Raw genomic sequence first — 26,178 nt, 5'->3', positions numbered from 1 at the left:
TCCTTGGAGAGCTCCTTGCCCAAGCGCAGCGCAGGTCGCCGGCGCCCACCTCGCCTCCAACCGCTGGAGCCACAGGGGACGCTGGTGGTGGTGTGCCGGGGTGGGGAGTGCGGCAACAGGAGCAAGCACCCCGGCTTCGACCACGCCGAGCAGTTGCGCGTCCTGAGCCAGGGCATCGACGCTGGCACCACCTCGGTGGCGATCGGCAAGTGCCTGGACGCCTGCGAGCACTCGAACGTGGTGGTCGTCGTCCCTGGGGCTGATCAGCGCGATGCGGGCGTGACTCCGGTCTGGCTGGGCGGGGTGCTGACTCCGGAGGCGACCGACGACGTCGTGGGCTGGATCAGCGCGGGAGGGCCGGGCAGTGAGCCACCGCCACTGGTGGACATCTTGACCTTCGCGCCGACGCGGATGAGCCGGCGCGAGCTAGAGGAGCCAGGAACTCTGTCTGGCCGTGGGGGTCGAGGGGATGACCGGGCTGCAGCTAGGGCGTGTCTGAGCGATCACGCTGCGTTCGGGGTACTACCCCCACATGGCAGCTGACCGCCACGACCTCCCCGACGCCCAGTGGCACCTGCTCGAACCGCTGCTACCCGACCGCACCCCACGCCGCGGCGGCCGCTGGGCCGACCACCGGCCCGTCATCGACGGGGTCATCTGGCGGGTCCGCACCGGCTCACCATGGCGAGACCTACCGGCGGCCTACGGTCCCTGGCAGCGTTGTCGACTCCGTCTACGACCGCCATCGACGCTGGTCAGCTGACGGCACATGGGAGAAGGTCCTGGACGCGCTGCGCACCGAGTGCGACCTGGACCTCACTGCGCAGGAGGGTGAGTGGGTGGTGTCCATCGACTCCTCGATCATGCGCGCTCACCACGACGCCGCCGGCGCCAGAGGTGAACCACCACGCGACGTGCCGCCCGAGCGCCTGGCCGCGCAGGTCCCACCCAGCCCCCGGGAACGGGGGCGTTCGGGGGGTCAACACCGGACACCTCGACCCGGAAGCCGCCAGGCGCCAGGCCAGCCGTGAGCGAGAGGGCCTGGGGCGGTCCCGCGGTGGCCTGAGCAGCAAGGTGCACCTGCTCGCCGACGCCCGCTGCCGTCCCCTGGTGTGCGCGGTCAGCCCCGGCCAGCGCGGGGACACGTTGGCCTACCCGGTCCTGATGGGCCGGCTTCGCATCCCTCGAAGCGGGTGCGGGCGCCCGCGCACCCGACCGGACCGGGTGATGGGTGACAAGGCCTACTCCAGTCGTCCAGTGCGCGCTGACCTGCGCCGTCGTCACATCACCGCGACGATCCCGGTGCCAGATGACCAGGCCGGTCACCGGCGCAAGCGCGGGTCGCGCGGGGGTCGTCCGTACGCCTTCGACGCGGAGGCCTACAAGGGCCGCAACGTCGTGGAGCGGACGTTCGCCAAGCTCAAGGACAACCGGGCGTTCGCGATGCGTACCGACAAGCGGGGGTACATCTTCGCCGGGACGGTGGCGGTGGCGGCGCTGCGGATCTGGCTGCGGGACCTCACTCGGCGAGATCCGTCAGACACGCCCTAGGTGACGGCGGAACTGGTTCTCCCTCTGCTGCTGAGATGGGGCCTGCCCCGTCAGGGGTCGGGGATCCGCGAGTGAAACGGCTGGTGTCGTCATCGGTTGGCCGTCGCGGAGCCCTCCGCAGGCCTGGTCGCAGGTCCTGAGCGGCCGCAACCAGATGCCCTGGCCAGAGGCCGTTGCCACCCGCCGAGCAGCAGTCACTCCCCGCGCCAGTCAGGCCGAAGGTGCCCCTGGCCTGATCGCAGCCGTGGATGAGTGGTGTCCCCGGCGCAGGGTCAGGAACAGGCGGTGGCCGGTGATGACCACCCCCAGCCACGCCAGACCCAGCACCCAAGCCACGAGGACGTCGGTGAACCAGTGGTGGCCCAAGAAGATGCGGCTCACCCCGATCGTGAGGGGAAAGAGCACCGCCACGACGACGGTGAGTCGGCGCGCCCACGCCGCGTGCAGCCGCCGCAGGAGCAGGTAGGCCACGACTCCGGCGAAGGCAGTGGCATTGAGCGTATGTCCGCTGGGGAAGCTGAAGCTGTGCTCATAGGGGGGCACTGCATCGGCCAGGGGAGGCCTGGCCCGGCCGATGCTGGCCTTGCCGGCCACGGTGAGCGCCAGGGAGCCCAGCATCGTGGTGACCACCAGGGTCAGCGGTGTCCAGCGCCGCCAGAGCAGCGCGAGCAGGGCGGCGGTGGTGGCGGCCATCACCGGCATCCCGATCGGGCCGGCGATGTCGGTGTAGGCGGTGACGGCGGCGTCCAGACCTGGCGAGCGGTGGGCCATGGCCAGGCGCAGGGCGGGTTGGTCCAGACCGGTGACGCCGTCGCTTTCGACGACGGAGTCGTAGACGCCAGCGGCCGCGGCGGTGAACAGCCCGGTCAGGACCAGCCCGATGAGGAGGGTCAGGGCCCAGACCTGGGGGGGCAGGAGCCACCGCCGCGCCTGGAGCGCGACGGCGTGCAGGGCGCGCCCGGCGGCGCTGGGCCAGTGGGTCAGGTCACGCCCGCCGACGAAGTCGCCTTCTCGCCCGTCATCGAGCAGCTGGGCTGCGGGTGTCGCCCCCGGGTCAGGGGTGGGACGGGCCCCTCGGGGTGGGGTGGGCTCGTCACTGCGGGGGCCGACTGCGCTCACGAGGGTCTCCTCCGGTGGACCGCTGGCTCGGCCGGAGGTGCCCCGGGCTCGGTGCACCTGGCCTGTCGCCAGCGTCCGGGGTGGTCGAGTGTTGGCCCTCCTGCGCTGCCGCGCGCCCGGAGGTCGTCCTGGCGGTTGACCGGGCTTCGGTGAGGTGCTCAACGGTGGGTCGTTGCGGGAGTCAGGTGACTGCTGAGCACGAGGTGCTGCCTCGCGCTTGAGCCCGGGCCCAGAAGCAAGGGCCCGGTCAGCTCACGACGTCATCGGCGGTCCAGCCTCTGCCAGCGCGGGAGCGGTGAGGTCCTCGGAATCGACCTGGCGAGGCGCTGGTGCACTCAGCCAGGTCCGCTCAGCGTGCGCCAGCAAGAACAGCAAGGCGCCCATGCCCATCACGACGGCGGCGATGAGCTCCAAGACCTGGTCCACATCGGTGGTCACGACGCATCTCCTACCGTCGGGGTCGTAGCGGGACGAGCCTGCCGCTGAGTGCGGATCCCGCATCCTGACTGGCGTCCGGTCGAGGTGGGAGGAACCTGGATCCCGGTGCGCGGGTCGCCACCTGGCGGCCAAACGGCCCAAGGATTCGCCGGCCTCGAGAACCCGTCCGTCAGAGGGGTAGCGCACGCGGGCGATCTCCCAGCACTCCTCAGGGTGCAGCTCCTGGCGACCGCAGCCGTCGCCGGTAGCCGAGCTGGCTGCGTCGACCAGCGGCCTCGACCTGAGGCGACCACGCCAGCGCCGACCGTCTCTGCGCGCTTGCGACGCCGAGCACGACACGCAGGCGATCAGCTTCCGCCCGCATCGCCTCCACCGCTTGTTCGATGCTCATCGCCGCTGCAGCCCCGGTATGCCGGGCGACTGCGGGCGAGAAGTGCGACGCCTGGCCGCGATGCAGCCGTCCTCGAGCAGCAGAACCTCGGGTTGCGGGCGTCCTACCCAAGGAGGACAGTCCCGCCGTCTGGAGTGATCCAGAGATTGTTCACAACGGAGGTGCACACGTGATCGTTCTGGGTCTCATCCTGCTGCTGCTGGGCATCTTCCTGCCCCAGAGCCTGCTGGTGACCATCGGCATCGTGCTGATCATCGTGGGCCTGGTGCTGAACCTGGTCCCGATCGGCGGTTCGCGTCGACGGGTGTTCTGACACCGCACCACCCGGAGCAGGGTCCCGCGACCGACGTCGATCGCGGGACCCTGCTCACGGTCGTGGTGCAACTGGACCCCGCGCCTACCTCCACTCGACGGCACTTCCTGCCGGATGGGTGTGCCGGGCACGACGATGCGCTACTCATGACAGATGCCTCAGCAAAGCGATGACAACGACCTGACCATCACCACGGTCAGTGCGGGCGCCGTTGCCAGCGTCATCGTGGCCGGTGAGGTCGACATCACCAACGCCGCCCAGCTCAGCGGGGCCGGCCGCAGCGCACTGGAGTCCAACCCGGCTGAGCTGGTCTTCGACCTGACCGCAGTGACGTTCATGGACTCCTCCGGCCTGGGGCACCTGGTCCGGGTGCTGCACGCCGCCCGGCCCGTACCGGTGCGGGTGCTAGTCACCCACCCGTCACTGCTAAGGCTGTTCGACATCACCGGGCTGCTCGGCGCCTTCGACGTCCAGCACGTCACCGCAGCCCCCTCAACCCCATGACGGCCGCCACCGGCGGCACTGATGCGAGGTTGGTCCAGCGCTCCGCTCGCTGAACGCCGGGGAGTCCTGGCGCCGGTGGGGCGGGTGACTACTGGCTCAGGGACGCAGGGGCAGCAGCCTGGCGTCGCCTCATCCGCAGCTGGACGATCAACAGGGCCAGGGCAAGCACCTGGCAGGCAGCCAGGCAGATGACCAGGACCACGAGGGAGCGTTCGTAGAGCAGTCCGGCCAGCGCTCCACCCGCCAGCGCGGCAGCCCCCTGGATCGCGGCGAAGACGCCGTAGGCGCTGGCCCGGCGCCCAGCCGGCACCAGGTCGGCGACCAGGGCCTTGACGGTGGAATCCTGCACTCCGCCGGCCGCTCCCCACAGCAGGGCTCCTGCCACCAGTGCTCCGGCGCTGGTGGAGAACGCCAGCGCCGGCACCGCGGCGCCCAGGAGCGGCAGCGCCAGCAGCACCCGGGCGTGCCAGCGGTCGAAGAGCCATCCGCTGGCCAGCGCGGACACCGCCGCCGCGGCCATCGCCGCCGCGTACACCAGAGGAACACTCGACAGGGTCAGCAGGCCGGTTCGGGTGGCGTGGTAGGAGATCATCCCGAAGGTGGCCAGCCCTGCGGTGGCCGCAGCGGCTGCGGCAGCGAACAAGAAGAACCGGCCCGGCAGGTCCAGCCCCAGCCAACCGCGGATGCCTCGCGCGGGACGGCTCGCAGTAGGAGCCCGTGGCGCTGCCGGCGGAGTGTCGGCGCGGTGGGCATCGCCGGCGGAGCTCGAGGCGGGAGCCTTCGCCGGATCGAGGTCCAGCGCCGGCATGCGGCGGCGCACGACGACCAGGACGACGATCGCCGCGGCCCCGGGCAGTGCCAGCAGCGCCAAGGCCGGCCACACCACGCCCGTCGCCGCGATCAGCCCAGCGACGAGCAGCGGGCCGCTGAAGGCACCGACCTGGTCCAACGCCTTGTGCACGGCGAACCCGCGCCCGAGGCCGGTGCCGGTGGCCGCTTGAGCGAGCAGCGCTGACTTCGCGGGGCTGCGCACGGCCTTGCCGGCGCGCTCCGCGAGGATCAGGGCCGCCGCCACACCCAGTCCCGCTGCCCCGAGGAACGGGGTGAGGGCCAGCAGGGGGACGCACACGGCGGTCAGGGTGTACCCGAGCAGGGTCAGGCTCCAGTAGCGCCGGGTGCGGTCAGCCAGTGGCCCGAAGGCCAGGCGCAGCAGTAGCGCGGCAGCCTCCCCCGCGCCGACGACCAGACCCACGACCAGGGCAGAGGCGCCGAGCGTCCCCAGCAGAGGCCCGGTGATGGATCGGGCCCCTTCGTAGACCATGTCTGCGGACAGGCTGACGACGCCGAACCCGACGACCAGTCGCCAGGGCGACCACGGGACTGCTGCCCCGGCTGAGCGGGCCTGGCGCTCTTGGCGACCTGGCTGCTCGGCAGCATCGGCGCTCGGGGCCACAGGGGGCTGGGTCACGACTCCTCCAGGGGCTGCGGGACCCAGCGGTCTTTCGAGTGGATCCGTGTCACTCGCCAGGATGTCACGACTGTGACATCGCTTGGCGGAGCATCCTGGTGCCATGCAGACGTGGGTGATGCTGCTGGCGCGGATGCCGGCTGAGCCGGCGCGGTTCCGGATGGCGCTGTGGCGCGAGCTGCGCCGTACCGGTGCGGTCCCGGTGGGGCAGAGCGCGTGGTGCCTGCCGCGCTCAGCGGTGGTCGACGCCCTCGTGACCCGGGCGCAGGAGCTGGCCGATGCTGCGGGTGGTGAGCTGGTGGTGCTGGATGTGAGCGGTCACCGCGAGGGCGACGCCTTCGCGCTGCAGTCCCGCTACCGCGCTCAGCGCGAGCAGGAGTGGGAGGAGTTCGCCGCGGATGCGGACAAGTACCTGGCCGAGCTGGACCACGAGGAGGTGATCGGCAAGTACACCCTCGCCGAGCTGGAGGAGGAGGAGCAGAGCCTGGAGCGGCTGCGGCGCTGGTACCGCGACCTGCGCTCTCGCGATCTGCTCGGGACCGAGGCCGGGAACGAGGCCGGCGCGCACCTCAAGCGCTGCGAAGCACGCCTGGAGGTCTATGCCGAGCACGTCTACGAGGCGGTGCGCGGCGGCTAGGCCCCCTGCCGCTCTCGACTAGTACTCAACGCGGCCGCTGCCGCCGTGGAGCGTCATCTGAGCGTCAGGAGACCTTCCTAGCGTCCCTCGCATGACAGACGCACCAGCGGCCCCACCAGCGGTCCGGGCCCGCGGCCTGACCAAGCGGTTCGGGCAGCGCGCCGCCGTCGACGACCTTGACCTCGACGTCGCCGAGGGCACCGTCTACGGGCTCCTCGGTCCCAACGGGGCCGGCAAGACCACGTTCATGCGGATGCTGTTCGGTCTGGTGGGCGCCGACGCCGGCACCCTGGAAGTCTTTGGTCGCACCTGGGCCCACGACGGCGTGGCCACCCTCGCCCCGGTGGCCGGGTTCATCGAGAGCCCCCGCTTCTACCCCTACCTGACTGGCCGCGCCAACCTGCGCCTGCTGGCCACCCTGGACCGTGTCGACCGACGCGGCGATGACGCCGACGCGCGCATCGGCGGGGTCCTCGACACCGTTGACCTGCTCGACCGGGCAGATGAGAAGGTGTCGGGTTACTCCTACGGCATGCGCCAGCGCCTCGGGGTGGCCGCTGCCCTGCTGCGCGAGCCGCGGCTGCTGGTGCTGGACGAGCCCGCCAACGGCCTGGACCCCGCCGGCATCCGCGACATGCGCGCCCTGGTGACGCGCCTGGCCCGCAGCGGGCTGACGGTGCTGCTGTCCAGCCATGACATGGACGAGGTCGAGCAGATCTGCGACCACGTCACGATCATGAGCAAGGGACGGGTCGCCTTCACCGGCTCCCTGCACCGGCTGCGGGCCCTGGCGCCCGCGCCGACGCATCTGATCACCACCAGTGACGACCTGGCGGCGCTACGGGTCCTCAGCAAGGCCGCCTCCCGCCTGGATGACGTCAGCGTCACCACCACCCACGGAGCGCTCGCCCTGCGCGGCCCACAGGCCGCCATCGACAGGTGCGTCATCACCCTGGCCGACGCCGGAGTCGCCGTCCGGACGCTGGTGCCCGGCACCTCGCCGCTGGAGGCCGTCTTCTTCTCCCTGACCGAACCGGAGGACGTGGTGCCCACGCACAGCCACCAGCCTGAGCCCGGCGCGGCCATGAGCACGAGGACGAGCACGGCTCCGAAGGCTGCCGGCGCCCCAGCAGCTGCCGCCACCTCCAGGAGCCCCCGGTGAGCGCCCCCTTGACATCGGGCGCGGCGCAGGCACCCGCCACCGGAGTCCTGGCGCGCGCCCCGCGTGCTGTCCCGACGCGCGGCGGCTTTCCCGCGGCCCTGCGTGCGGAGGCCACCAAGCTGACTGCGCAGCTGCGCGCCAAGCTCCTGCTCGCCGCCTGCCTCGTCGTGCCGCCCGTCGTCGTGGCGGGCCTGGCCGGGCAGCGCCCGCCCTCGGACACGATCTACGGACGCTGGGTCCACGAGAGCGGCTACGCCGACTCCCTGCTCCTGCTCGGCTTCGCCGCCCAGTGGGTGCTGCCCCTGGTCGCCAGCCTGGTGGCCGGGGACACCTTCGCCGGGGAGGAGGCGCACGGCACGTGGAAGACGCTGCTGACCCGCTCGGTGAGCCGCTCGCACGTGTTCTGGGCCAAGTGCGTGCTGTCCGCGGTGGTCAGTCTGCTCGCACTGCTCCTGATGGCCGTCAGCGCCACGGTCGCAGGAATGCTGCTCGTGGGGACGCAGCCGCTGGTGGGGCTGTCGGGGCAGACCGTCGGCTCCACGGCCGCGCTCGAGCTGGTGGCAGCCAGCTGGGCGCTGGCCGCGGCTCCGCTGCTGGCGATGACCGCCATCGCGCTGCTGCTGTCCGCGCGGGTGCGCAACCCCGCCGTCGGCGTCGTCGGCCCCGTCGTGATCGGTCTGCTGATGACCCTGCTGGGCGCCGTCGGCGGCACCCACCTGCTGCGCCGGGCCCTGCCCACCACCGCGTTCGAGTCCTGGCACGGGTTGTTCGCCGCGCCGGCCTTCACCGGCCCGGTCTGGCAGGGGCTGCTGACCTGCGCGGTGTGGACCGTGGTGTGCCTGTTGCTGGCCCGCGTGCACCTGGTGCGCCGCGACATCACCGGAGGATGAGGATGACGATGATCACGAAGACCGCCTCGCGTTCGACGGCCGCCGGGGGCCCGGGCACTGGCTGGGTTAAGCGCGCCGACAAAGCCACACGTCGTCGGCGGTGGCAGGGGCTGAGGCCCTCGGCGGGAGCCGCAGTCACCGGGGTGATCGTTCTTGCCGGCGCCGCGGTGCTCAGCGTCTCCGGCGGCCAGGACGTCACCCAGGTGAAGGTGCAGGACTCCCTGCAGACCTCGTTCGCGAACCTGTGGGCGCTGCAGCAGACCGAGACCGGCCACCCGATGAGGCCCACGCAGGTGCACCCCGCAGCCACGTGCGACAAGGGCGGTCCCGACGTGCCCGACGTCGGCCCCGGTGGTGACTGGATCTGTCAGATGACCTGGACCGGTCAGACTGAGCCGGGCAAGTTCGAGCTGAACGTGCACGCCAACAGCTGCTACACCGCCAGTGGCCCCGGCAGCAAGGTCGGGTCCTTCACCGTGACCGACACTGATGGGCGTGAGGTGACCAACCCCGTGTACGCCTTCGACGTGTGCATGGATGCCGACGCCAGCGCCTGAGAGCGTGACGCCTGCGCGAGAACTTACGGGGGTCGCCTGCCGATGCCTGTTGAGCAGGCTGCACGGTCAGGCGAGTGCGCTGGATGAGGGAGTCCGCATGCGGGTGCTGGTGATCGAGGACGAGCGGCGCCTGGCGGCGCTCCTGGTGCAGGTCTTGACCGAGGAGGGCTGGACCGCGACCGCCGCTCACGACGGCGCGAGCGGCCTGGACGCGCTGCGGACGGGTGGCGTCGACGTCGTGGTCCTGGACTGGATGCTGCCCGACCTCGCAGGCCCCACCGTCCTCCAGGCGCTGCGCGCCGAAGGCCACGCGGTTCCCGTACTGATGCTCACCGCACGGACCGCACTGGAAGACCGCGTCACTGCCCTGGACGTCGGCGCCGACGACCACCTCGCCAAGCCCTTCGAGGTGGCCGAGCTGCTCGCGCGGCTGCGCGCACTGCACCGCCGCGCCAACCCGACGGTGGTGGCAGCCCACCGCGCCGGGGATCTCGTGGTGGACCCCCAGACCCGCCGCGTCTTCCGCGGCCCCACCGAGGTGATGCTCACCGCGCGGGAGTTCGACATCCTCGCCCTGCTCATGGACGAGGCCGGACACGCCGTGAGCCGGTATCGGATCCTGGAGGAGGTCTGGGACGGCGACACCGACATCTCCAGCAACGTCATCGACGTCCACATGGGGCGACTGCGCGGAAAGATCGACGGACCGTTCGGCCGCAACGCCATCCAGACGCTGCGCGGCGCCGGCTACCGCCTGGACCCCGCCGGTGGTTGAACCCGCCGAGGAAGGACTGCGCCCACATCGAGGACACCGGTTGGCAGACCTCCTGCCGCACCCCCTGCACCAGCGCCTGCACCAGCGCCTGCACCAGCGCCTGCACCAGCGCCTGCGCAGGCTGCCGTTGCGGACGCGGCTGGTGGTCGGCTTCGCCGTGGTGATGGCGCTGGTTCTGGCTGCCGGCGGCGCGTTCATCTTTTGGCGCGTCGACTACGCCCTGGACCGCCGCGTCAACAGCGACCTGCGGGCGGCCTCGGCCCAGCTGCTGCCGCTGGTGCAGCCCGACGGTTCCCTACCCGGCGATGAAGCTTCCGATGGTGCGGCGATCTCCCAGCACCAGGTCCTGGACGCCTCCGGACGGGTCCTCACCTCCGGGGCAGCCGTCGGCAGCGCACCCCTGTTGCCATCTCGCGTCGTGCAGGCGGCCCTGGCGGGTCCGGTGTACTTCGATGTCGGCTCCCCTCTGCCGGTGAACGACAGGCCGCTGCGCCTGTACGCAGTGCCCTTGGACGGCTCTTCGGGCTCGGCGGCCGTCCTCGTGGTCGCCACGAGCCGAGCGGCCAGCGACGAGGCGCTGCGCGAGCTGCTCGCCCAGCTAGCCCTGGTCGGACTGGCCACGCTGGTGCTCACCACCGTGGTCGGTGACCGGCTCGCTGTGGCCGCACTGCGCCCCGTGGAGCGCTACCGCACCCAGGCCCTCGCAGTAGCTGCCGGTGAGCTCGACGTGCGTCTGGACGTGCCGGCCGGCCGTGACGACGAGGTCACGCGCCTGGGCCACACCCTCAACGACATGCTCACCGCACTGGACGCGGCGATGACGCGCGAACGGCGCTTCGTGCAGGACGCCAGCCATGAGCTGCGCACCCCCCTGACGCTGCTGCGCACCCGCGTGGAGCTCGCCCGGCGGCGCCCGCGCACCCGTGAAGAGCTGGAAGCCGTGCTGGCCGAGCTTGATGTCGACCTCACCGAGCTGCAGGCCCTCGCGCAGCAGCTGCTCCACCTCAGCGTCACCCCTGCGCCGCTGTCCACGTCCACGGACCTCGCGGCGGTGGTGGATGACGTCGCAACGCTGTCGGACAGTGGCGCCGACGGGCTGCCGCCCACCTGGGAGACCACCATCGAGGACGATGCGCGGCTGTCCCTCGTCCTGGTAGGCGAGCGAGCGTTGCGGCAAGTGCTCTTCAACCTCCTGGGCAACGCCGCCCGGCACGGCGGTCCACACGTGCAGATGCACCTCGCTGCCGTCGGCCCCGGGGTCGTAGCCCTGTCTGTCAGCGATGACGGCGCTGGGATGCCCGAGCAGTTCCTGCCCACTGCGCTGCTGCGCTTCGCCCGCGCCGCGGAAGCGCGCGATCGGCCCGGCTCCGGGCTCGGGCTGTCAGTGGTGGATCAGTTGGTCAGCGCCAGCGGTGGAGAGCTGCGGCTGTGCTCGCGCGGCGCCCACCACCGAGCGGTGGAGCGCTTCGCCGTGCCGTGCGTGCATCACGAGCAGGGCACCGTCGTCACGGTGCTCCTCCCACTCGCCGCCTGTTCCTGACCCTTTCGCGGACGCGCCACAGTGCACGGTGAGCAGGTGGCCAGCCGACTCGCTCGAGCGTCATGTGTACGTCAGGCAGCCCTCCTAGCCTCTTCGCTGACGGTGCCCCGCCCCCCTGGGGCACCGTCCCCCCGTGGTGGTGTTCGTCCTAGCCCCAACCCGCCCACTGCTGGCTCGCTGACCGTCACTCACGCACCCGCACTCGACAAGGCGCAAGCCGCCTCACCCCCTGGAGTCCCCCGTGCCCCCGCCACCGACCGCTTCACCGAAGCGCGCCGCGCGACCCGCCATCGGCTGGAGCACCAGCTGGACCGCGGCCCGTGCCGCCAAAGTGCCCGAGATCACCGCGGTCTTGTGGCTGATCAAGGTGCTGACCACCGGCATGGGTGAGGCCGCCTCGGACTGGCTCGGGGAGACCAGCCTCGTCCTCGGCGGCCTGGTGGGCGTCGGCTCGCTCGTGGCGGCCCTGTGGTGGCAGCTGCGCGCACGGGAGTACTCCGCCGTGCGGTACTGGACGGCCGTGAGCGCCGTGGCGGTGTTCGGCACCATGACCGCCGACATCACCCATGTCGTCACCGGCTTGTCCTACGCGGTGACGACCGCCGCGTGGGCCGTCGTCGTCGCCGTCTTGTTCACCGCCTGGTGGAAGGTGGAGGGGACGCTGAGCATCCACGACGTCGACTCCACCCGCCGCGAGCTCTTCTACTGGGCCACCGTGCTGGCGACCTTCGCCCTCGGCACCGCCGCCGGAGACCTCACGGGCCTGGCGCTGGGCTGGGGCTTCCTGCCGTCCGGGCTGCTGTTCGGCGCGGCGATGCTCGTGCCGCTCGTGGCGTGGCGCCTTGGGCTGAGCCCGGTGGTGGCGTTCTGGAGCGCGTACGTGCTGACCCGCCCGTTCGGGGCCTCCTTCGCGGACTGGCTCGGCAAGCCCGCGCACGTCGGCGGCGGCGTGGGGCTGGGCGACGGGTTGGTGACCGTGGTGGCGCTCGTGGCGATCGCCGCGCTGGTGGGGCTGCTGGCCGTCACGCGCGCCGACGTCCAGCGCTCGAGCGCCCGGCCGGCAGCAGAGCGGGCCGACCGCGTGCCGGCGGGGGAGGGCGCGGCGTGAGCCTCCTGGACCCGCAGCACCTGCTCTCCTCCTTCGGGGCCGTGGGGCTGTTCGTCATCCTCTTCGCCGAGACCGGCCTGCTCATCGGCTTCTTCCTGCCCGGTGACTCCCTGCTGTTCACCGCCGGGCTGCTGGCGGCAACCTCGGCGTCCAGCGCCGCGCACCTGCCGCTGGGCCAGGTGCTCGTCGCGGGTGCGTCGGGGGCGCTGCTGGGCGCGCAGGTCGGCTACCTCATCGGGCGCCGCGTGGGCCCGGCGCTGCTGGACCGCCCCGACCGCCCGAAGTTGCAGGCCGGCGTGCGCCGCGCGCAGCAGGTGCTGGACCGCTACGGCCACGGCCGCGCGGTGGTGCTGGCGCGGTTCATCCCCGTGGTCCGCACGCTGATGAACCCGCTCGCCGGCACGGTCGGGGTGCCCCCGGGGCGCTTCGCGCTGTGGCAGGTGGTCGGCGGGCTCGTGTGGAGCCTGGGCGTGACCCTGGCCGGGTACGTGCTGGGCACGCGCATCCCCGGCATCGACGCGTACCTGCTGCCGATCATCGCGGTGGTCGTGGTGGTGTCGCTGATCCCCGTGGCCGTGGAGCTGGTCAAGGCCCGCCGGGAGGCCGGCCGGTCCTGAGCCTCAGCGCCGGTCAGCGGCGGCCGGCAGCACCTCCGGAGCCCCGAGCAGCGTGGTGACCAGCACGGCCACCACGCTGCCGGCGCAGATGAGCCCGGCCAGCACGATGAGCTGGAACCGCGCCGCGTCCACCGGGCTGGCCCCGCCGAGCAGCGCGCCGATGAACGCCCCCGGCAGCGTGACCAGCCCGGTGGTGCGGGTCTGGTCGAGGACGGGCACGAGGGACTCGCGCACCGCCGCGCGCGCCACGTCGAGCACCGCCCGCCGCGGTGGCGCGCCGAGGGCCAGCCACCCCTCCACCTCCTCGCGGCGGGCCAGCAGCCCTGCCAGCAGGTGGCGCCCGGCGAGCGTGGCGGAGGTCATGGTGCCGCCCAGCACGATGCCCCCGAGCGCGACGACGTAGCGCGCCGAGAACGGCAGCACCCCGACGGCGAAGACCACCCCGAGGACGACGACGGCGCCGGCCGAGCACGCCACCGCCACCGCGCGCCGTGCGGCGGCCAGCCCCTGCAGCGGGGCCAGGCGGCGCGAGGCGGTCCAGACCGCGGTGGTGAGCATCACCGCGAGCACGGCTGCGGCCAGGGCGGGCACGTGGTCGAGCACGCCGCGCAGCACCAGGCCGATGGCGGCCAGCTGCAGCCCGCCGCGCACCACGGCCGTCAGCGGCGCCGTTCCGCGGGGGCCCACGGTCACGCCCGCGGCGCGCAGCACCACCAGTGCGACGGCGAGAAGCGCTGCCACGCCCAGCAGCAGGCGCACCAGCTGGTCAGCGGTCACGCCCCAGCATGTCCTGGCACGGAGGGATGTCGCGTAGCCGCCCGTACGAGGACCGTCCACCGGGCACCCTGTGACGGTGCGTCACGAGATGCGGACCTCTGACCTGCAGGTGCACGGATACCCTGCCCGGTGGTCGGTCTCATCCAGCGGGCGCTCTACGAAACAGCGCGGAGCGCCTGGGCCGCCCTCGTGACGGTATGGCGCGGGCAGGAACGCGCCGCGGGATGCCAATCGCGACCGACCGCCGTCCCGCCCATCCTCAGGGCCGCTCTTCGATGACGGACCACCGCCGGTGCGCCGCCTCGACCGTCGTCGGGACGCGCCTCGGGTGTCGCGCGGTGAGCCGATGCACTAGCCGGCCGACGACGCAGGAGGCGCCGGTCCCTCGTGCGGATCGGCGCCTCCTGCGTCGTCATCACGATGTCGGTGGACTCGGCGCTGACACCTCGTACGGCAGCAGCTGCTCGGCATCGAGCCACTGCTGCATCAGCTCGTGCCGCGGTGAGGTGTAGGCGACGTAGATCTGCCAGCCGGCACCGACGCGGCGCCTGTCGACGACGATCCCCGGGTAGTCAGCCTCCGAGCCGACCACCCACACGAACGGGTTGCCCGCTGGGCGCCGCTGGCGCATCGCCTCCTCTGCAGCCAGTCGTCTCTCCGTGTTGGCGGCGACGAGCCACGCGGGCAGCGGTGCACCCTTCTTCGCCATCCCTCCGGCCATGGGCGCGATGCTCGCCCCGGCCTCTGACACCCGGGATGGTCGCGGGAGTCGTCAGTTCGGTTCGAGGCGCTCCAGTAGCGCGTCCAGCCGAGCCAGGAGCTCGTCGACGTCGGCCTGCGAGGCGGGAGCGCCCGCGTCCTCCGTCGGCTGGTTCGGCTTGGCGGTCGCGTTGGGTGTCGCGGTCGGAGTGGGCGCCGGTTGCAACTTCTCGTCCTGCACCGCGTCTGACGCGCCCGACGGTGAGGGGGCTTCGGTGATGCGGTCTGCCTCGGTCGAGGCGACGGCGTCCACGTAGGCCTGCGCCGAGGCGGGCATCCTCGTGTCTTCGGAGAAGAGCTGGAAGTTGCCGTCGTCCTGCGGGGCGTTGAAGAGGATCTCGTAAGCCAGCTGCCCCGGTCCGTCCCCGGCGTTCGCGGCGAACCAGTCGACCATCCCGGTCACGTACGCGCTCTCGTCACCCATCTCGGCGCGGCCTGACCACTCCGGTACCGCCAGCGGCACGCCCCACGCGGCGGCCTGCTCGCTGTAGGCGTCCAGCCCGATGGGGATGCCGTCGTCACCGCGGGCGTCGAGCTGGGCGTCGAACTCGGCCGGGGTGCTGATGGTGGGCCAGCCGTTGTAGGTGTCCACGCCGAGGACGTCTGCCTGTCCCTCCCCAGGCCACGTGGTGCGCCAGTCCAGGTCGGTGCCCGAGCTGGTGACGTTCACGCCGTAGACGAGTCGCGCCTCGGGGAAGACCTCCTGCTGGATGGCGCGGTAGCGCGCCCAGGCGGCCTTGAATTTCTCGGCGTCACCGGGGCTGACCGACCAGTCCCACCCGCCGAGGTTGAACTCGTGGAAGGGCCGCACGTAGGTGGTCCCGCGCCCCTGGCGCAGCTCGGCCATGCGGGTTAGGGACTCCCGCCAGCGATCGTCGTAGGCGCCGTCGGCGGCGGCGGCCCAGGTGTCGCCGTCGAGCAGGCCGCCGGGGGCGATGTCGATGGCGCCGTCGAAGTCGGCGACCTCCCCGCCGGGGGCGATGGAGTACAGCTGGGTCTGGTTGTCGCCTTGGTCGGCCCAGGTGCCGACGATGTCGACGGGGTCGCCGCGCCACTGGCCCAGTGCGCCGTCGGCGGCGCCGTCGCCGGAGGCGCCGGACAGCCACGTCAGGCCGTCGCTGACGGGCGCTACCGCGGTGCTCGGCTCGCCAGGCTCGGTGGCCGCGGGGTCGCTCGTCGCCGCGGCGGTGGGCCGTTTGGTCGGGTCGGGCGTCGCCGAGGCGGTCGCCGTCGTCGTGACTGACGGCGTCGGTGACTCGGCGGACGTCGGGTTCGTGGCGGCCAGTGCGGCGCCGGTGGCGGTGCACAGGAGCGTGAGCGTTCCGATGGACACGAACGCGGGGCGCGCTCGGCGTGTGACCGGAGTGGGCTGGCGGTGCTTGGGCATGACGAGGAGTCCCCTTCACGGGTTCGATGGGCGGGAGCCTGCGGTCAGCGGCCTGGCAATCAGGCCAGGGCGTGCGAGCGGGTGGCGGTCTGCGCCATCGCGGGCTGCGGCGCTGACATCGCGGCGAGGACGGCTGGCCGGGTGAGCAGGTCGAGCGCGGTCTCACCGAGGGCGACGAGCGGGTAGACGCGCTCGTGGTCGAGCCGGTCGACCTTGTGCCAGCTCTGCTGGGTCTCGTCCTGGTTCCAGTGCGCCGCCAGCCAGCGCCGGCCGTCGACCTGGCTGCGAACGCAGGAGCCGACTGCCTCGACGCTGTAGAGCAGCGTGGTGGTCTGGTCGATGGCGAGGTCGACACGCTGCTGGGTGCCGCGCCCCCCTTCAGGGATGGAGAAGCCGAGCGCCCGTAGACACTCGTTGAGCTGCAGCAACGGCCGGGGATCGGCTGGCTCGATGGTGCCGACGTCCTTGCGCAGCGCTGAGTTCGTTCTCTGCAGGGACAGGCGGAGCTCGGTGAGGCGCCGTCCGGCGTCGAAGACGTTCGGATCAGCCGTCTTGCGCCAGAGGGCGGCGCAGTCCTGGTGCAGGGCGCTGGCGATGCGCTCCTGCCCGCGCAGCACCAGGTACAGGTGCCGAGGGTCGACGTTCGTCCCGGCATCGAGCAGCGACATCAGGCGCGCTAGTCCGCGGGGAACGTCGGTGGGACTCCGCATGGGCATGACGTCGAGCCGGGGGCGTCGGAGGGAGACTTCGGCGCGCCAGACTGGGAGGTCTTCCCGGGCCAGGTGGCGCAGCGTGGCCTCGGCGCTCGTACGCAGGCCGTGGACCGCTTCTGAAGTGAGGGCCTTGGCCACGTCGGGGCGGCCGCTGGCGGCCGCGGTGGTCGCCAGTCGCTGGTCGAGATGGCTGACGCTGAGCGCGAGGGCCGTCGCGTCGGCGAGGACGGTCTTTACCGCCGGGCCGATCGGCCGGGCGGAAGGGCTGGCATCCCACTGCATCTGCGCGAGAGTCGCCTGCGTGGCGGTGCGTTCCCAGCGCTCGGCGGCCGAGCCTGGGGTCGCGAGGGCGGCGACGTCCATCGGTGACCGGTTGGCTTCTGGGATGGGATGTCGAGCGAGGTGCCAGGCCAGACCGTTGGCGGGCTTGGTCTCCTGGTTGACCAGCGTGGGGCGGGTGCCCTCGCGCAGCCGGGTTCCCCAGAACAGCAGCTCCCGCGTCAAAGAGATGACGGCGGAGCGGCCGTGCAACGCGGCGTCGACGTCGAGGTCGTTCGCCACGGTCGGGCCGCGCTGGGCGTAGAGCTGCGCCAGCTGGCCGGTGAGGTCGCCGAGGGTATCGGCGACGTTCACGGCTGACCGGAGGGCACGTCACGCGGCATGTCGAGGCAAGAGGTGATGACCTCCAGCGCCCTCAGCCCGCGGGCGCGCGTCTGTGCCTCCTCGGCGGTGTGGACGACGGCGACGACGGCGCTGATGGCCTCGTCGACGAGGACGGCGCCGCGGGCGTCGACGCCGTCACCGCTGGCAGGTGCGGGCAGCGGCCACGTGTCATCGAGGTGGGCGAGCGCGACCTCGGCGCGGGCCTGCTCGCCCTCGGCGCGGGCGTGCTCGATGAGCGCGGCGAGGACACCTCGCGCGGACCGGAGGGCTTCGTCCGCGGATGGGCTCTCGGTGAGCTCGGGGGTCTGGGAGGTGATGGGGGTCGTCATGGCGGACCTCGACTTTCCACAGGGTGTTTCCACAGGTGGGCAGGGCGGAGCGCGCCGTCCACAGGTCGCGGTGATCGCTGTCCGGGGCGGCTCAGGGCGCGTGACATCGCCGTAGTGGCGTTGTAGCGTCCGGCCATCAACTCATGTGAATGAGGTGTCTGTCCAGTGACAACCACAGTGATGACGACCGCGGCTCCCGACGCCCCGGCGCCACCCACCCCCACGCCCGCCGACGGCTCCACAGCCCGCCCTCTGATCGGTCCAGCGCCGACCTCGTCGGCCTCCCCGACGACCGACGTCGTGCTGGTCAGCGCCCACGGCGGCAGCGGCGCCAGCACCCTGGCGGCCCACCTGCCCGAGACCTACCGCGAGGTCGACCTCACCCCCGTCGCGGTGCATGGCACCGCGGACTGCGTCGTCGTCGCGGCTGCGACCGTGGACGGCGTCATCGCCGCCACCCACGCCGTGCGGCGCCTGACCAGCGTCTCCTCAGCGCCCGCGATCCACCTCGCCCTGGTGCGGGACGGGCGAGGCCAGGAACCGCTCGGCGCACGGGCCCGGGTGCGCGCGCTCAGCGTCTTCGTCGCCTCGATCACCGAAGTTCCGCACGTCCAGCGCTGGCGCTACGAGGCCCACGACCAGCGCGGCCCCTCCACCGCCTACGCCAAGGCCGTCACGCGGCTCGTGACCGCCGTCGAACCTGCCCCCGTCGCCACGAGCCGAGCTCAGCGACGCCAGCAGAAGGGAGCCACCTCGTGAGCTGGCTGCTGACCGCCACCATCCCGAACCCCGCGCCCGTCGCCCCACCAGGCCTCGGCGAGGCGGTCAACACCCTGCTCGGCTGGCTGAAGTGGGGTGGTCTCGTCGCCGGGGTCGCCGGCCTCCTCGTCTGCGCGATCATGATGATGATCGGCCGGCGCAACCGCTCCGCCGTCGCCGCCGACGGCGCAGCTGGCATCCCCTGGGTGCTCGGCGGCCTGACCGTCATCGCCTTCTCCGCCGCCATCGTCGGGGCGGTGGTCTGAGTGCCCACCCCGCTCGTGCCACCACCACGGCGCACCCCCGGGGCCCACCGACACCGCTCGGTGACCTACGCCCGCGCCCACGACCCGGCCCGGCTGCAGAACCGCCGACGCCGCAGGCAGATGGTCGTCCTCGCTGTCATCGCGGTGGTCTTCCCGGCCACGGCCCTATCGGCCTGGAACGTCCTGCGCGACGGCGAGAACGCAGGTGGCGCCCCTCCGACCGCCGAGCAGAGTGCAGCGCCGGACGGGGCCAGCCAGTCCCCGGCGCCGTCCTCGACGAGCGACCTCACCTGGGTCGACCACCAGGGCACCCCGCTGCCCGCCTCTGCCGCCGCCGGTCCGGCGAGCCAGGACGGCCCGCTCGACGTCGGGTACGCCGACACCGACCTCGGCGCCGTGCTCGCCGCCGTCCACATCTCCTACGCCGCGGGCCCCTCGGCAGGCTCGACGACCTTCCGTGCGGCCTTGGAGAACCAGGTCACCGGTCCCGCGCAGCAGGCGCTGAGCGTCGCCGTCGAGAAGGACTACGCCGAGGCCCGCGTCGCCGTCGATCTGCGTGACGGGCAGCCCCTGCCCCCGGGCGACGCCACGCTGCTCGGCTACACCGTCGAGCAGCTGCCGCAGGGCAACCGGCACGTGCAGCTGGTCCTGACGTCAGCCGCCGCCGACGGCTCGCCTCAGGTGTTCAGCGTCGACGTCGTCATGATCCGCCAGGACGACGACTGGTGCCTGCTCGCACCCAGCGCCGGCACCTGGAACAGCATCGTGACCCAGCTGCCCGACGTCCCCATGGACCTCACGCGCTTCGACCCCGCCCAGCCTCCGACGGGCGGCGGCGACTGATGCCGTGCGACGTCTTGGACCCCGCCAGCTGCGTCGTCGGCGCCGTGGCGGACGCCGCCACCGCCAGCCTCGGCAACTCCTTCGCCGACGCCATGCGCGAAGGCGCCACCTGGGTCATCAAGACCACCATCGGCTGGTGGGTCGAGGTGCCCGCCATCGACGTCACCACCTCACCCGCCCTGGCCATCCGCGACGACGTCTGGTGGCTTTCACTGGTCATCGCTGCCGCTGGCGTGACGTGGCAGGGCCTGCGCATGGCGATCACCCACCGCCTGGACCCGCTCCTCGACATCGGGCGCGGGCTCGTCACCCTTGCGCTGTGGGCCGCCGTCGGCATCACCGGCTCCGCCCTGGCGCTGCGCGCCGGAGACGACTTCTCCTCCTGGGTGCTGGACCGCGCCGCCAGCGGGCAGGTCGTCGAGCGACTCGTGGCCCTGGCCGGGCTGCAGGGCATCAACTCTGCCGGCGCCGCCATCGTCATCGGGCTGCTCGTCATGCTCGCCGGGCTCGTTCAGGCGGTGCTGATGATGTTCCGCGAGGGCGCCGTCGTCGTCCTGGCCGGGCTGCTCGTGCTGGCCGCCGCCGGGAACGTCACCGGCTACGGACGCCCCTGGCTGGGCAAGGTGCTCGCCTGGATGCTGGCGCTGATTGCCTACAAGCCCGTCGCGGCCCTCGTGTACGCCGTCGCGCTGCGCATGACCGCGGGTCCGGAGGGGACGATCGCGAACGGCGGGGACCCGCGGACCGTCATCGTGGGGCTGTCGATGATCGTCATGAGCGTCGTCGCGCTGCCCGTGCTCATGCGGTTCTTCAGCTGGGCCACCGGCGACAGCGGCGGCCCGAGCCGCGGCCTGTCGACGACGCTGTCGTTGGCCGCCGCCGGCGCGCAGGGCATCTCGGCGCTGCGCGGTGCGGGCTCGGGTGGGGGTGACGCGGGTGCGCACGCCACGCAGATGAAGTCCGACCTCGGCCCGGCAGCGACGTCGGCCTACGCGGCACCTGGCAGCTCTGGCGGTGGGGCGGGTGGTGCGGCCAGCGGCGCTGCCTCGACCACCGCTGCGTCGTCGACGGCGTCGGGTGCCAGCGCTGGTGCTGCGTCCACGGCGGCGAGCGGCTCGTCGGCAGGTGCTGCCGCGGGAGCCGGTGCTGCAGGGGGTGTCGCCGGTGCCGGTGTCGCGGCCGCCAAGGGCGCCTACGACGCGACCGTCGCCGCGAGCCACACCGCTGGCGGCGCCATGACCACCACGTCTTCAGGAGAGAACCGATGAGCACGAGCACCGCGACGCGTCCGCACGCCACGTCCTCGATGTCGATGTCGTCGGCGCAGCCACCACGGACCTACGGCGGCTGGCGCCGCACCCGCGGCATCGGCCTGTTCGGCCTCGGCGCCGTGGCCACCGCCGTCGTCCTGGCCTGCATCGTGCTGCCGCTGCTGGCGCTGAGCACGTCTGTGCGTGCCGGGCTCGTCGTCGCGCTGCCGTGCGGGCTCGTGGCCGTGCTGACGGTGGCGCGCTTCGATGGGGCCCCGCTGACCGACGTCGTTCTGCGGCGCGGGCAGTTCACCTGGGCCCGGATGCGCGGGTACACCAGCCTGCGCGCCGGGGTCGTCGTCGAGCACCCCTCCGCCTGGCAGCTCCCCGGGGCCCTGGCCACCACGCGGCTGCTGTCCGTGGCCGACGGCCGTGGCGGGGCGTTCGGCCTGGTGCAGGACGAGCGCTCGGGGATGCTCACGGCCACGCTGCGCTGCGCGTCGTCCTCGACGTGGCTCGTGGACAGCGACGCCGCCGACGGCTGGGTCGCTTCCTGGCACTCCTGGCTGGCCTCGCGCGGCTTCGACCCGCTGGTGGCCTGGGTCGCCGTCACCGTGGACACCGCACCCGAGCCGGGCTCGACGCTGGCCCGCAACGTCGCCTCCCGCCTGCACCCGGAGGCACCCGCCGACGTCCTGGCCCTGCTGCGCGAGCTGATCCTGCGCTCACCCGCGGCGGCCGCCGACGTCGACACCCGCGTCTCCATCACCTTCGACCCCTCCCGCGCCGGAGAGCGTCTGCCCGACCTCGCCGACCGCACCGCCGAGGTCGCCCGCGCCCTGACCGGCATGGAGGCCGCGCTCGGGGAGTGCGGCGTCACCGTCTTGGGACGGGCCACCGCCGCCGAGCTCGCCGGCACCGTGCGCACCGCCTTCGACCCCGCCAGCCGCGGCGACGTCAACACCCTGCTCGACGACGCCCTGCCCTCCTCCTCCGGCGCCGGCACCTGCCCGCTGCTCGCCTGGGGTGAGGCCGGCCCGGTGGCCGCCGAGGACAGCTGGGGCACCTACCGCCACGACTCCGGCACCTCGGTCTCCTGGGCCTGGCACGAAGCACCCCGTCAGCAGGTCACCGCCAACGTGCTCACCCGGCTGCTCTCCCCGGGGCGGTTTCCCCGCCGGGTGACGCTCCTGTTCCGCCCACTGCCCGCAGGCGCCGCGGCCCGGGTGCTGGAGAGCCAGGTGAACGCCGCTGCCTTCCGGGACGCGTACCGGCGCAGCCAGGGCCGAGACGCGACGGCCCGCGACATCGCCGACCGGGAGCGCGCCGTGGCCGCGGCGCGTGAGGAGGCCCTCGGAGCGGGGGTCGTGCTGATGAGCCTGTACGTCACGACCACGGTGCTGGACGGCGACGACGACACCGCGCTGGCCGCCGCGATCGCCGACACCGAAGCCCGCGCCGACCAGTCCAAGGTCCGCCTGCGCCGGCTGTGGGGCTCGCAGGCCCTCGGCTTCGCCACCACGCTGCCCGCGGGGCTGCACCCTGCGCATGTCGCCGGGCGCGTGCTCGCATGAGCCGCACCGTTCGTCGAGAGAGCCGGACGACGACGAGGGTGGCCCGCGCCGTGGCACAGCCGGAGCTGCCCGACGTCATCGCCCCCGCCTGGGGGTGGCGTGACCGCGGCGCCGGACGCCTCGCCCACTCCGGAGTCGCCCCGGAGTACCAGGCCACCACCGTGCAGGCCTGCGGCCTGTTCCCCTTCGTCGCGGGCTCCGGGGCGCCGTCCGTCGGGGTGCCGTTCGGGCGCCACATGATGTGGGGCGAGGTCGTCTGCCTGGACCCCTTTGCCTGGCTCGAGGCCGGTCTGATCACCAACCGCGGGCTGACCCTGCTCGGTCAGCCCGGCACCGGCAAGTCCGCCGCCCTGAAGCGCCTGGCCCGCGGGCTCATGGCCTTCGGCGTGCGGCCCCTGTTCCTGGGGGACCTCAAGCCGGACTACTCCGCCGTCGTCGAAGCCGCCGGCGGGCAGGTCATCCGCGTAGGACGTGGTCTGGACCGCATCAACCCCCTGGACGCCGGACCGCTCGGCTCTGCCCTGAGCCAGCTCAGCGGGGAAGCCGCTGACCGGCTGCGCATGGAGGTCCGCGGGCGGCGCCTGTCGGCGACCCTCGCGCTGTGCTCCCTGGTCCGCCGTCACGGCGGGATGACCAACGGCGAGGAGGTGGTTCTCGGCGCCGCCGTCGACCTGCTCACCGACCGCAAGCCCCGCGGCCGCCTCCCCGCGGGGATGACCGCCGCGCAGCGCCGGGAGCTCTCCCCGACCATCCCCGAAGTGCTCAAGGTGGTCCGCGAAGGCCCGGACCGGCTCGTCGCCGCCTCCGAGCTCGACGACCACGACGCCTACCGCGCCGAGACCAAGGAGCTGCGCCAGACGTTGGCGCTGCTATGTGAGGGCTCGCTGAAGGGCGTCTTCGACGGCCCGACGACGCAGCCCATCGACCTGGAGGCACCGGCGGTCAGCGTCGACATCTCCGCGGTCGCCGCATCCGGGGACACTCTGGTGGCCGCGGCAATGCTGTCCACCTGGTCCTACGGCTTCGCCGTCATCGACGCCTCCACCGCCCTGGCCGAGGCCGGCCTTGCGCCGCGGCGCAAGTACTTCGCCGTCATGGACGAGCTGTGGCGCGCGCTCCGAGGAGCGCCCGGCCTGGTTGACCACGCCGACGCCCTCACCCGGGTCTACCGCGGCCGCGACGTCGCGCACGCGATGGCGACGCATTCCCTGGACGACCTGTCGGCGCTGCCGACCGAGGAGGACCGCGCCAAGGCCCGTGGGTTCGTCGAGCGCAACGCCGTCACCGTGCTGGCAGGGCTGCCGCCGCGGGAGCTGGACGCGGTCTCGGCGGTGGTGCCGCTGTCGGACAAGGAGCGTGCAATGGTCGCGTCCTGGTCAGCGCCGGAGTCCTGGCAGGCCGGTGCCCGCCACCCCGGGCGGGGGAAGTACCTCATCAAGACCGGACAGCGGGTCGGCATCCCCGTGGAGCTGGAGTTCGTCGGCGACGAGGCACGGCTGTACGACACCGACAGCGCCGTCCGCCCCACCGGCCGCCCGACGTCGGTCGACGAGCCGGCGCTCTTCGAGTGAGCCGCTGATGGCCCGGGTGCTGGAACCCCGTGGTGCGGCGGCACCCGGGCTCGGACTGCCGATGGCGCTGCTGGGTGTGGTGTGGGGCGTCGTCGGGCTGGCCTGGGTGGTGCGGCTGGCCGGGACGACGGCGTCCTGGCTCGCCGGGCACGGGTGGGCCTCGCCGCGGTTCGGTGTCGACTTCATGCGTCGCCTGGTCGGCGACGGCGTCGAGGCCGTGTGGCCGGGGACGCCGACTTGGGCCGTCATCGTCCTGGCGCTCCTGCTCGTTGCCGTCATAACGACCGCGGGGTGCACGCTGATCGTCCTGGGACGGCGGCTACTCGCGCCGGTCCACGGGCTCGCGAAGGCAGACGAGGTGGCGCCGCTCACCCCGGCCCCCGCGAAGAAGCGGGCTCGACGTCTGCGCCGGTCGCTGGCAGAGCAACTCGACCGCGACGTGGCTGCCGAGGACGTCGGTCTGGCGCTGGGGGTCCTGATGCCGCGCGGTCCGCGGCTGCGGGCGTCATGGGAGGACGTGCTGCTGGCGGTGATGGCGCCCCGAGCCGGCAAGACGACGACGCTGACGGTGCCGATCGTGCGCAACGCCCCCGGCCCGGTGCTGGCGACCTCGATCAAGCCCGACCTGTGGGAGGCCACCGCCGCCGAGCGCGCCGCCTCTACCCATGAGCGGGTGTGGGTCTTCGACCCACAAGGGGTGACCGGTCAGGAGCAGGCGATGTGGTGGGACCCGCTGCGCGCAGTGACCACGGTGGAGGAGGCGTCGCGGCTGGCCGGGCACTTCATCACCGAGATCCGGGGCGACAAGGACGGGCGCGACTTCTGGTCCAGCGCCGCCCACGACCTGCTCGCCAACCTCCTGCTGGCCGCCGCGCTGGCGGAGCGGTCGCTGCCGGAGGTCTACGAGTGGCTCACCGAGCCCGCGGTCCCGACGGCGGCGAACCTGCTGCGCGCACATGGCCACGACGCTGCGGCCGCTGCGGTCGTCGGGCGGCAGAACGGGGCCGTCGAGACCCGCGACGGCGTCTACGAGACGGCACGCACCGCGGCCTCGGCGCTGCGGGACCCGGTCATCATGCGGTGGCTGGTGTCGCCGCGGATCAGCGGCGCCACGGGGTGCGCCGAGCTCGACACCGCGGCGTTTGTGTCGTCGCAACAGACGCTGCACCTGCTGTCCAAGAACGGCGCTGGGACCGCTGCCCCGTTGGTCGCAGCTTTGGTGGACCGGCTGATGCACGACGGCATCCGCGCGGCGGAGCGCTCGCCCGGCGCGAGACTGGATCCACCGCTGGTCGTTGTGCTGGACGAGGCGGCCAACATTTGCAAGATCTTCGACCTGCCTGACCTGTACTCCCACCTGGGGTCGCGCGGCGTCGTCCCGCTGACGGTGCTGCAGTCCTACCGCCAGGGCGTCCGGGTGTGGGGCGAGGCCGGCATGGACGCGCTGTGGTCAGCGGCCACGGTGAAGCTGGTGGGTGCGGGGATCGACGATGCCAAGTTCGCCGAGGACGTCAGCCGTCTCGTGGGCGAGCACGACGTCACCGTCCGCTCCTACGCCGATGGCAGTGGGGACGGAAGCCAGCGCGCGTCGCGGTCGGTGACGACCTCCCTCCGGCGGCAGCGGCTCCTGCCGCCCGAAGACCTCCGGGCGATGGCGAAGGGGACGGCTCTGGTGCTCGCCACCGGGCTGCGGGTCGCGCATGTGCGCCTTGAGCCGTACTACGAAGAGCCGGCTTGGCGGGGGAAGCGTTGACCGGTGTGGGTAACGAGCGGTGGGCGGCCGAGGTCGACTCCCGACTGGCGCGGCTGGAACTGCTGGCTGACGAGGCCGAACTCGCCGACGCACATCTCGGGTCCCGTCCGGGCGCTGCGGTAACAGACGAAAAGGCCTACCCCGACCTGGACAGCTGGGTCCGGGACTACTTCTGCACGACCTTCGTCCGCCCGCTAGGTGGCGAGTACCGTTGGTGCGTGCGGTGGCCCGAGCACCGAGAGGCCGTCCTCCGGTTAGACGCGCTCTGGTCTTCCTGGAATGCCTTGACGCGCGATCCTCATCTCGGCATGTCGACGTGGCTCCACCAGTTTCTTGATCCACAATTGACGATCCTGCTTGCTCCCCGAGGACCCTTCGTAAGCTGCTCCGCGCGACGATATGAAGACACGCCGGTGTCGCTAAGTGGCTTGGGTTGACCCCTCCGTGCGCGATGCTGGGCTGCT

At 72.6% G+C, this 26,178-nt stretch carries 26 protein-coding genes and 1 pseudogene; 19 read left to right on the top strand and 8 right to left on the bottom strand.

Translation table 11 applies throughout. From position 1 onward, the window contains the following. The first annotated feature begins 532 nt into the window (after positions 1–532). Positions 533–1,551 (top strand): annotated as a pseudogene (locus F1641_RS15730) (IS5 family transposase). 210 nt (positions 1,552–1,761) lie between these two features. Here F1641_RS15730 and F1641_RS23420 read toward each other — a convergent pair. Further along, the gene (locus F1641_RS23420) at positions 1,762–2,670 is read right to left on the bottom strand and encodes a phosphatase PAP2 family protein (protein ID WP_206691314.1); all 909 of its coding nucleotides are present in this window, start codon (positions 2,668–2,670) and stop codon (positions 1,762–1,764) included. 252 nt (positions 2,671–2,922) lie between these two features. Further along, entirely contained in the window at positions 2,923–3,108 is a 186-nt protein-coding gene (locus tag F1641_RS15720) for a hypothetical protein (protein ID WP_194907174.1), read from the bottom strand. Between the two features lie 560 nt (positions 3,109–3,668). On the opposite strand from F1641_RS15720, the gene F1641_RS15715 reads away from it, so the two are divergent. Both F1641_RS15715 and F1641_RS15710 read left to right on the top strand, forming a co-directional pair. Continuing rightward, on the top strand, positions 3,669–3,812 hold the full coding sequence (locus F1641_RS15715; protein ID WP_194907173.1) for a hypothetical protein: 144 nt from the start codon (positions 3,669–3,671) through the stop codon (positions 3,810–3,812). Between the two features lie 153 nt (positions 3,813–3,965). Further along, a complete protein-coding gene (locus F1641_RS15710; RefSeq protein ID WP_194907172.1) occupies positions 3,966–4,316 on the top strand; it encodes an STAS domain-containing protein in 351 nt (116 codons plus the stop codon). Between the two features lie 88 nt (positions 4,317–4,404). Here F1641_RS15710 and F1641_RS15705 read toward each other — a convergent pair whose 3' ends face one another. Next, the gene (locus F1641_RS15705; protein ID WP_194907171.1) at positions 4,405–5,637 is read right to left on the bottom strand and encodes an MFS transporter; all 1,233 of its coding nucleotides are present in this window, start codon (positions 5,635–5,637) and stop codon (positions 4,405–4,407) included. Positions 5,638–5,887: 250 nt separating this feature from the next. Here F1641_RS15705 and F1641_RS15700 point away from each other — a divergent pair, with 250 nt between their 5' ends. The 8 genes from F1641_RS15700 (at position 5,888) to F1641_RS15665 (ending at position 13,070) form a co-directional block, all read left to right on the top strand. Further along, positions 5,888–6,421 carry a Chromate resistance protein ChrB gene (locus F1641_RS15700; RefSeq protein WP_194907170.1) on the top strand — a complete coding sequence of 178 codons (534 nt, stop codon included), beginning with the start codon at positions 5,888–5,890 and terminating at the stop codon, positions 6,419–6,421. A gap of 91 nt (positions 6,422–6,512) precedes the next feature. Next, positions 6,513–7,583, top strand: coding sequence for an ABC transporter ATP-binding protein (locus F1641_RS15695; protein WP_194907169.1), 1,071 nt, complete (start codon positions 6,513–6,515; stop codon positions 7,581–7,583). After that, on the top strand, positions 7,580–8,473 hold the full coding sequence (locus F1641_RS15690) for an ABC transporter permease (RefSeq protein WP_194907167.1): 894 nt from the start codon (positions 7,580–7,582) through the stop codon (positions 8,471–8,473). Before F1641_RS15695 ends, F1641_RS15690 begins: the two co-directional genes overlap by 4 nt. An 8-nt stretch (positions 8,474–8,481) precedes the next feature. Further along, on the top strand, positions 8,482–9,030 hold the full coding sequence (locus tag F1641_RS15685) for a hypothetical protein (RefSeq protein WP_194907166.1): 549 nt from the start codon (positions 8,482–8,484) through the stop codon (positions 9,028–9,030). A gap of 97 nt (positions 9,031–9,127) precedes the next feature. After that, positions 9,128–9,805, top strand: a complete 678-nt coding sequence (locus tag F1641_RS15680; protein WP_194907164.1) for a response regulator transcription factor — start codon at positions 9,128–9,130, stop codon at positions 9,803–9,805. A gap of 40 nt (positions 9,806–9,845) precedes the next feature. Further along, on the top strand, positions 9,846–11,345 hold the full coding sequence (locus tag F1641_RS15675) for a HAMP domain-containing sensor histidine kinase (protein ID WP_194907162.1): 1,500 nt from the start codon (positions 9,846–9,848) through the stop codon (positions 11,343–11,345). A 331-nt stretch (positions 11,346–11,676) separates the two neighbouring features. Beyond that, positions 11,677–12,453, top strand: coding sequence for a hypothetical protein (locus tag F1641_RS15670; RefSeq protein WP_206691313.1), 777 nt, complete (start codon positions 11,677–11,679; stop codon positions 12,451–12,453). Beyond that, the gene (locus tag F1641_RS15665; protein WP_194907160.1) at positions 12,450–13,070 is read left to right on the top strand and encodes a DedA family protein; all 621 of its coding nucleotides are present in this window, start codon (positions 12,450–12,452) and stop codon (positions 13,068–13,070) included. Before F1641_RS15670 ends, F1641_RS15665 begins: the two co-directional genes overlap by 4 nt. Before the next feature lie 3 nt (positions 13,071–13,073). Here the strand turns inward: F1641_RS15665 and F1641_RS15660 are convergent, their stop codons facing one another. The 5 genes from F1641_RS15660 to F1641_RS15640 form a co-directional block, all read right to left on the bottom strand. Then, complete coding sequence (locus tag F1641_RS15660) at positions 13,074–13,847, bottom strand: ABC transporter permease (RefSeq protein WP_194907158.1); 774 nt, start codon at positions 13,845–13,847, stop codon at positions 13,074–13,076. A 415-nt stretch (positions 13,848–14,262) separates the two neighbouring features. Continuing rightward, positions 14,263–14,568: a hypothetical protein gene (locus tag F1641_RS15655; RefSeq protein WP_194907156.1), complete on the bottom strand. Its 306-nt coding sequence runs from the start codon at positions 14,566–14,568 to the stop codon at positions 14,263–14,265. Between the two features lie 51 nt (positions 14,569–14,619). Further along, positions 14,620–15,939, bottom strand: coding sequence for a hypothetical protein (locus tag F1641_RS15650; protein ID WP_194907155.1), 1,320 nt, complete (start codon positions 15,937–15,939; stop codon positions 14,620–14,622). Between the two features lie 113 nt (positions 15,940–16,052). After that, entirely contained in the window at positions 16,053–17,339 is a 1,287-nt protein-coding gene (locus F1641_RS15645) for a hypothetical protein (protein WP_194907154.1), read from the bottom strand. Further along, positions 17,336–17,698 carry a hypothetical protein gene (locus tag F1641_RS15640; protein ID WP_194907153.1) on the bottom strand — a complete coding sequence of 121 codons (363 nt, stop codon included), beginning with the start codon at positions 17,696–17,698 and terminating at the stop codon, positions 17,336–17,338. Before F1641_RS15640 ends, F1641_RS15645 begins: the two co-directional genes overlap by 4 nt. Before the next feature lie 180 nt (positions 17,699–17,878). On the opposite strand from F1641_RS15640, the gene F1641_RS15635 reads away from it, so the two are divergent. From F1641_RS15635 to F1641_RS24010, 8 genes are all read left to right on the top strand, one after another. Further along, a complete protein-coding gene (locus tag F1641_RS15635; protein WP_194907152.1) occupies positions 17,879–18,457 on the top strand; it encodes a hypothetical protein in 579 nt (192 codons plus the stop codon). Further along, a complete protein-coding gene (locus F1641_RS15630; protein WP_206691312.1) occupies positions 18,454–18,723 on the top strand; it encodes a hypothetical protein in 270 nt (89 codons plus the stop codon). The genes F1641_RS15635 and F1641_RS15630 overlap by 4 nt, the downstream gene beginning before the upstream one ends. Beyond that, positions 18,724–19,566: a hypothetical protein gene (locus F1641_RS15625; protein ID WP_194907151.1), complete on the top strand. Its 843-nt coding sequence runs from the start codon at positions 18,724–18,726 to the stop codon at positions 19,564–19,566. 14 nt (positions 19,567–19,580) lie between these two features. Then, positions 19,581–20,834, top strand: a complete 1,254-nt coding sequence (locus F1641_RS15620; RefSeq protein ID WP_194907150.1) for a hypothetical protein — start codon at positions 19,581–19,583, stop codon at positions 20,832–20,834. Continuing rightward, positions 20,831–22,390, top strand: coding sequence for an SCO6880 family protein (locus tag F1641_RS15615; protein WP_206691311.1), 1,560 nt, complete (start codon positions 20,831–20,833; stop codon positions 22,388–22,390). Before F1641_RS15620 ends, F1641_RS15615 begins: the two co-directional genes overlap by 4 nt. Beyond that, complete coding sequence (locus F1641_RS15610) at positions 22,387–23,961, top strand: hypothetical protein (RefSeq protein WP_206691310.1); 1,575 nt, start codon at positions 22,387–22,389, stop codon at positions 23,959–23,961. The genes F1641_RS15615 and F1641_RS15610 overlap by 4 nt, the downstream gene beginning before the upstream one ends. A gap of 217 nt (positions 23,962–24,178) precedes the next feature. Beyond that, positions 24,179–25,714 (top strand): type IV secretory system conjugative DNA transfer family protein, encoded by a 1,536-nt coding sequence (locus tag F1641_RS15605; RefSeq protein ID WP_194907149.1) that lies wholly within the window; start codon positions 24,179–24,181, stop codon positions 25,712–25,714. A gap of 5 nt (positions 25,715–25,719) precedes the next feature. Further along, entirely contained in the window at positions 25,720–26,151 is a 432-nt protein-coding gene (locus F1641_RS24010) for a DUF4913 domain-containing protein (protein WP_375541505.1), read from the top strand. The last annotated feature ends 27 nt before the right edge of the window (positions 26,152–26,178 follow it).

It is taken from the genome of Quadrisphaera sp. INWT6 (assembly GCF_015390235.1).
In the GTDB taxonomy this organism is placed as follows: domain Bacteria; phylum Actinomycetota; class Actinomycetes; order Actinomycetales; family Quadrisphaeraceae; genus Quadrisphaera.
This window is presented reverse-complemented; position numbering and strand designations above follow the sequence as displayed.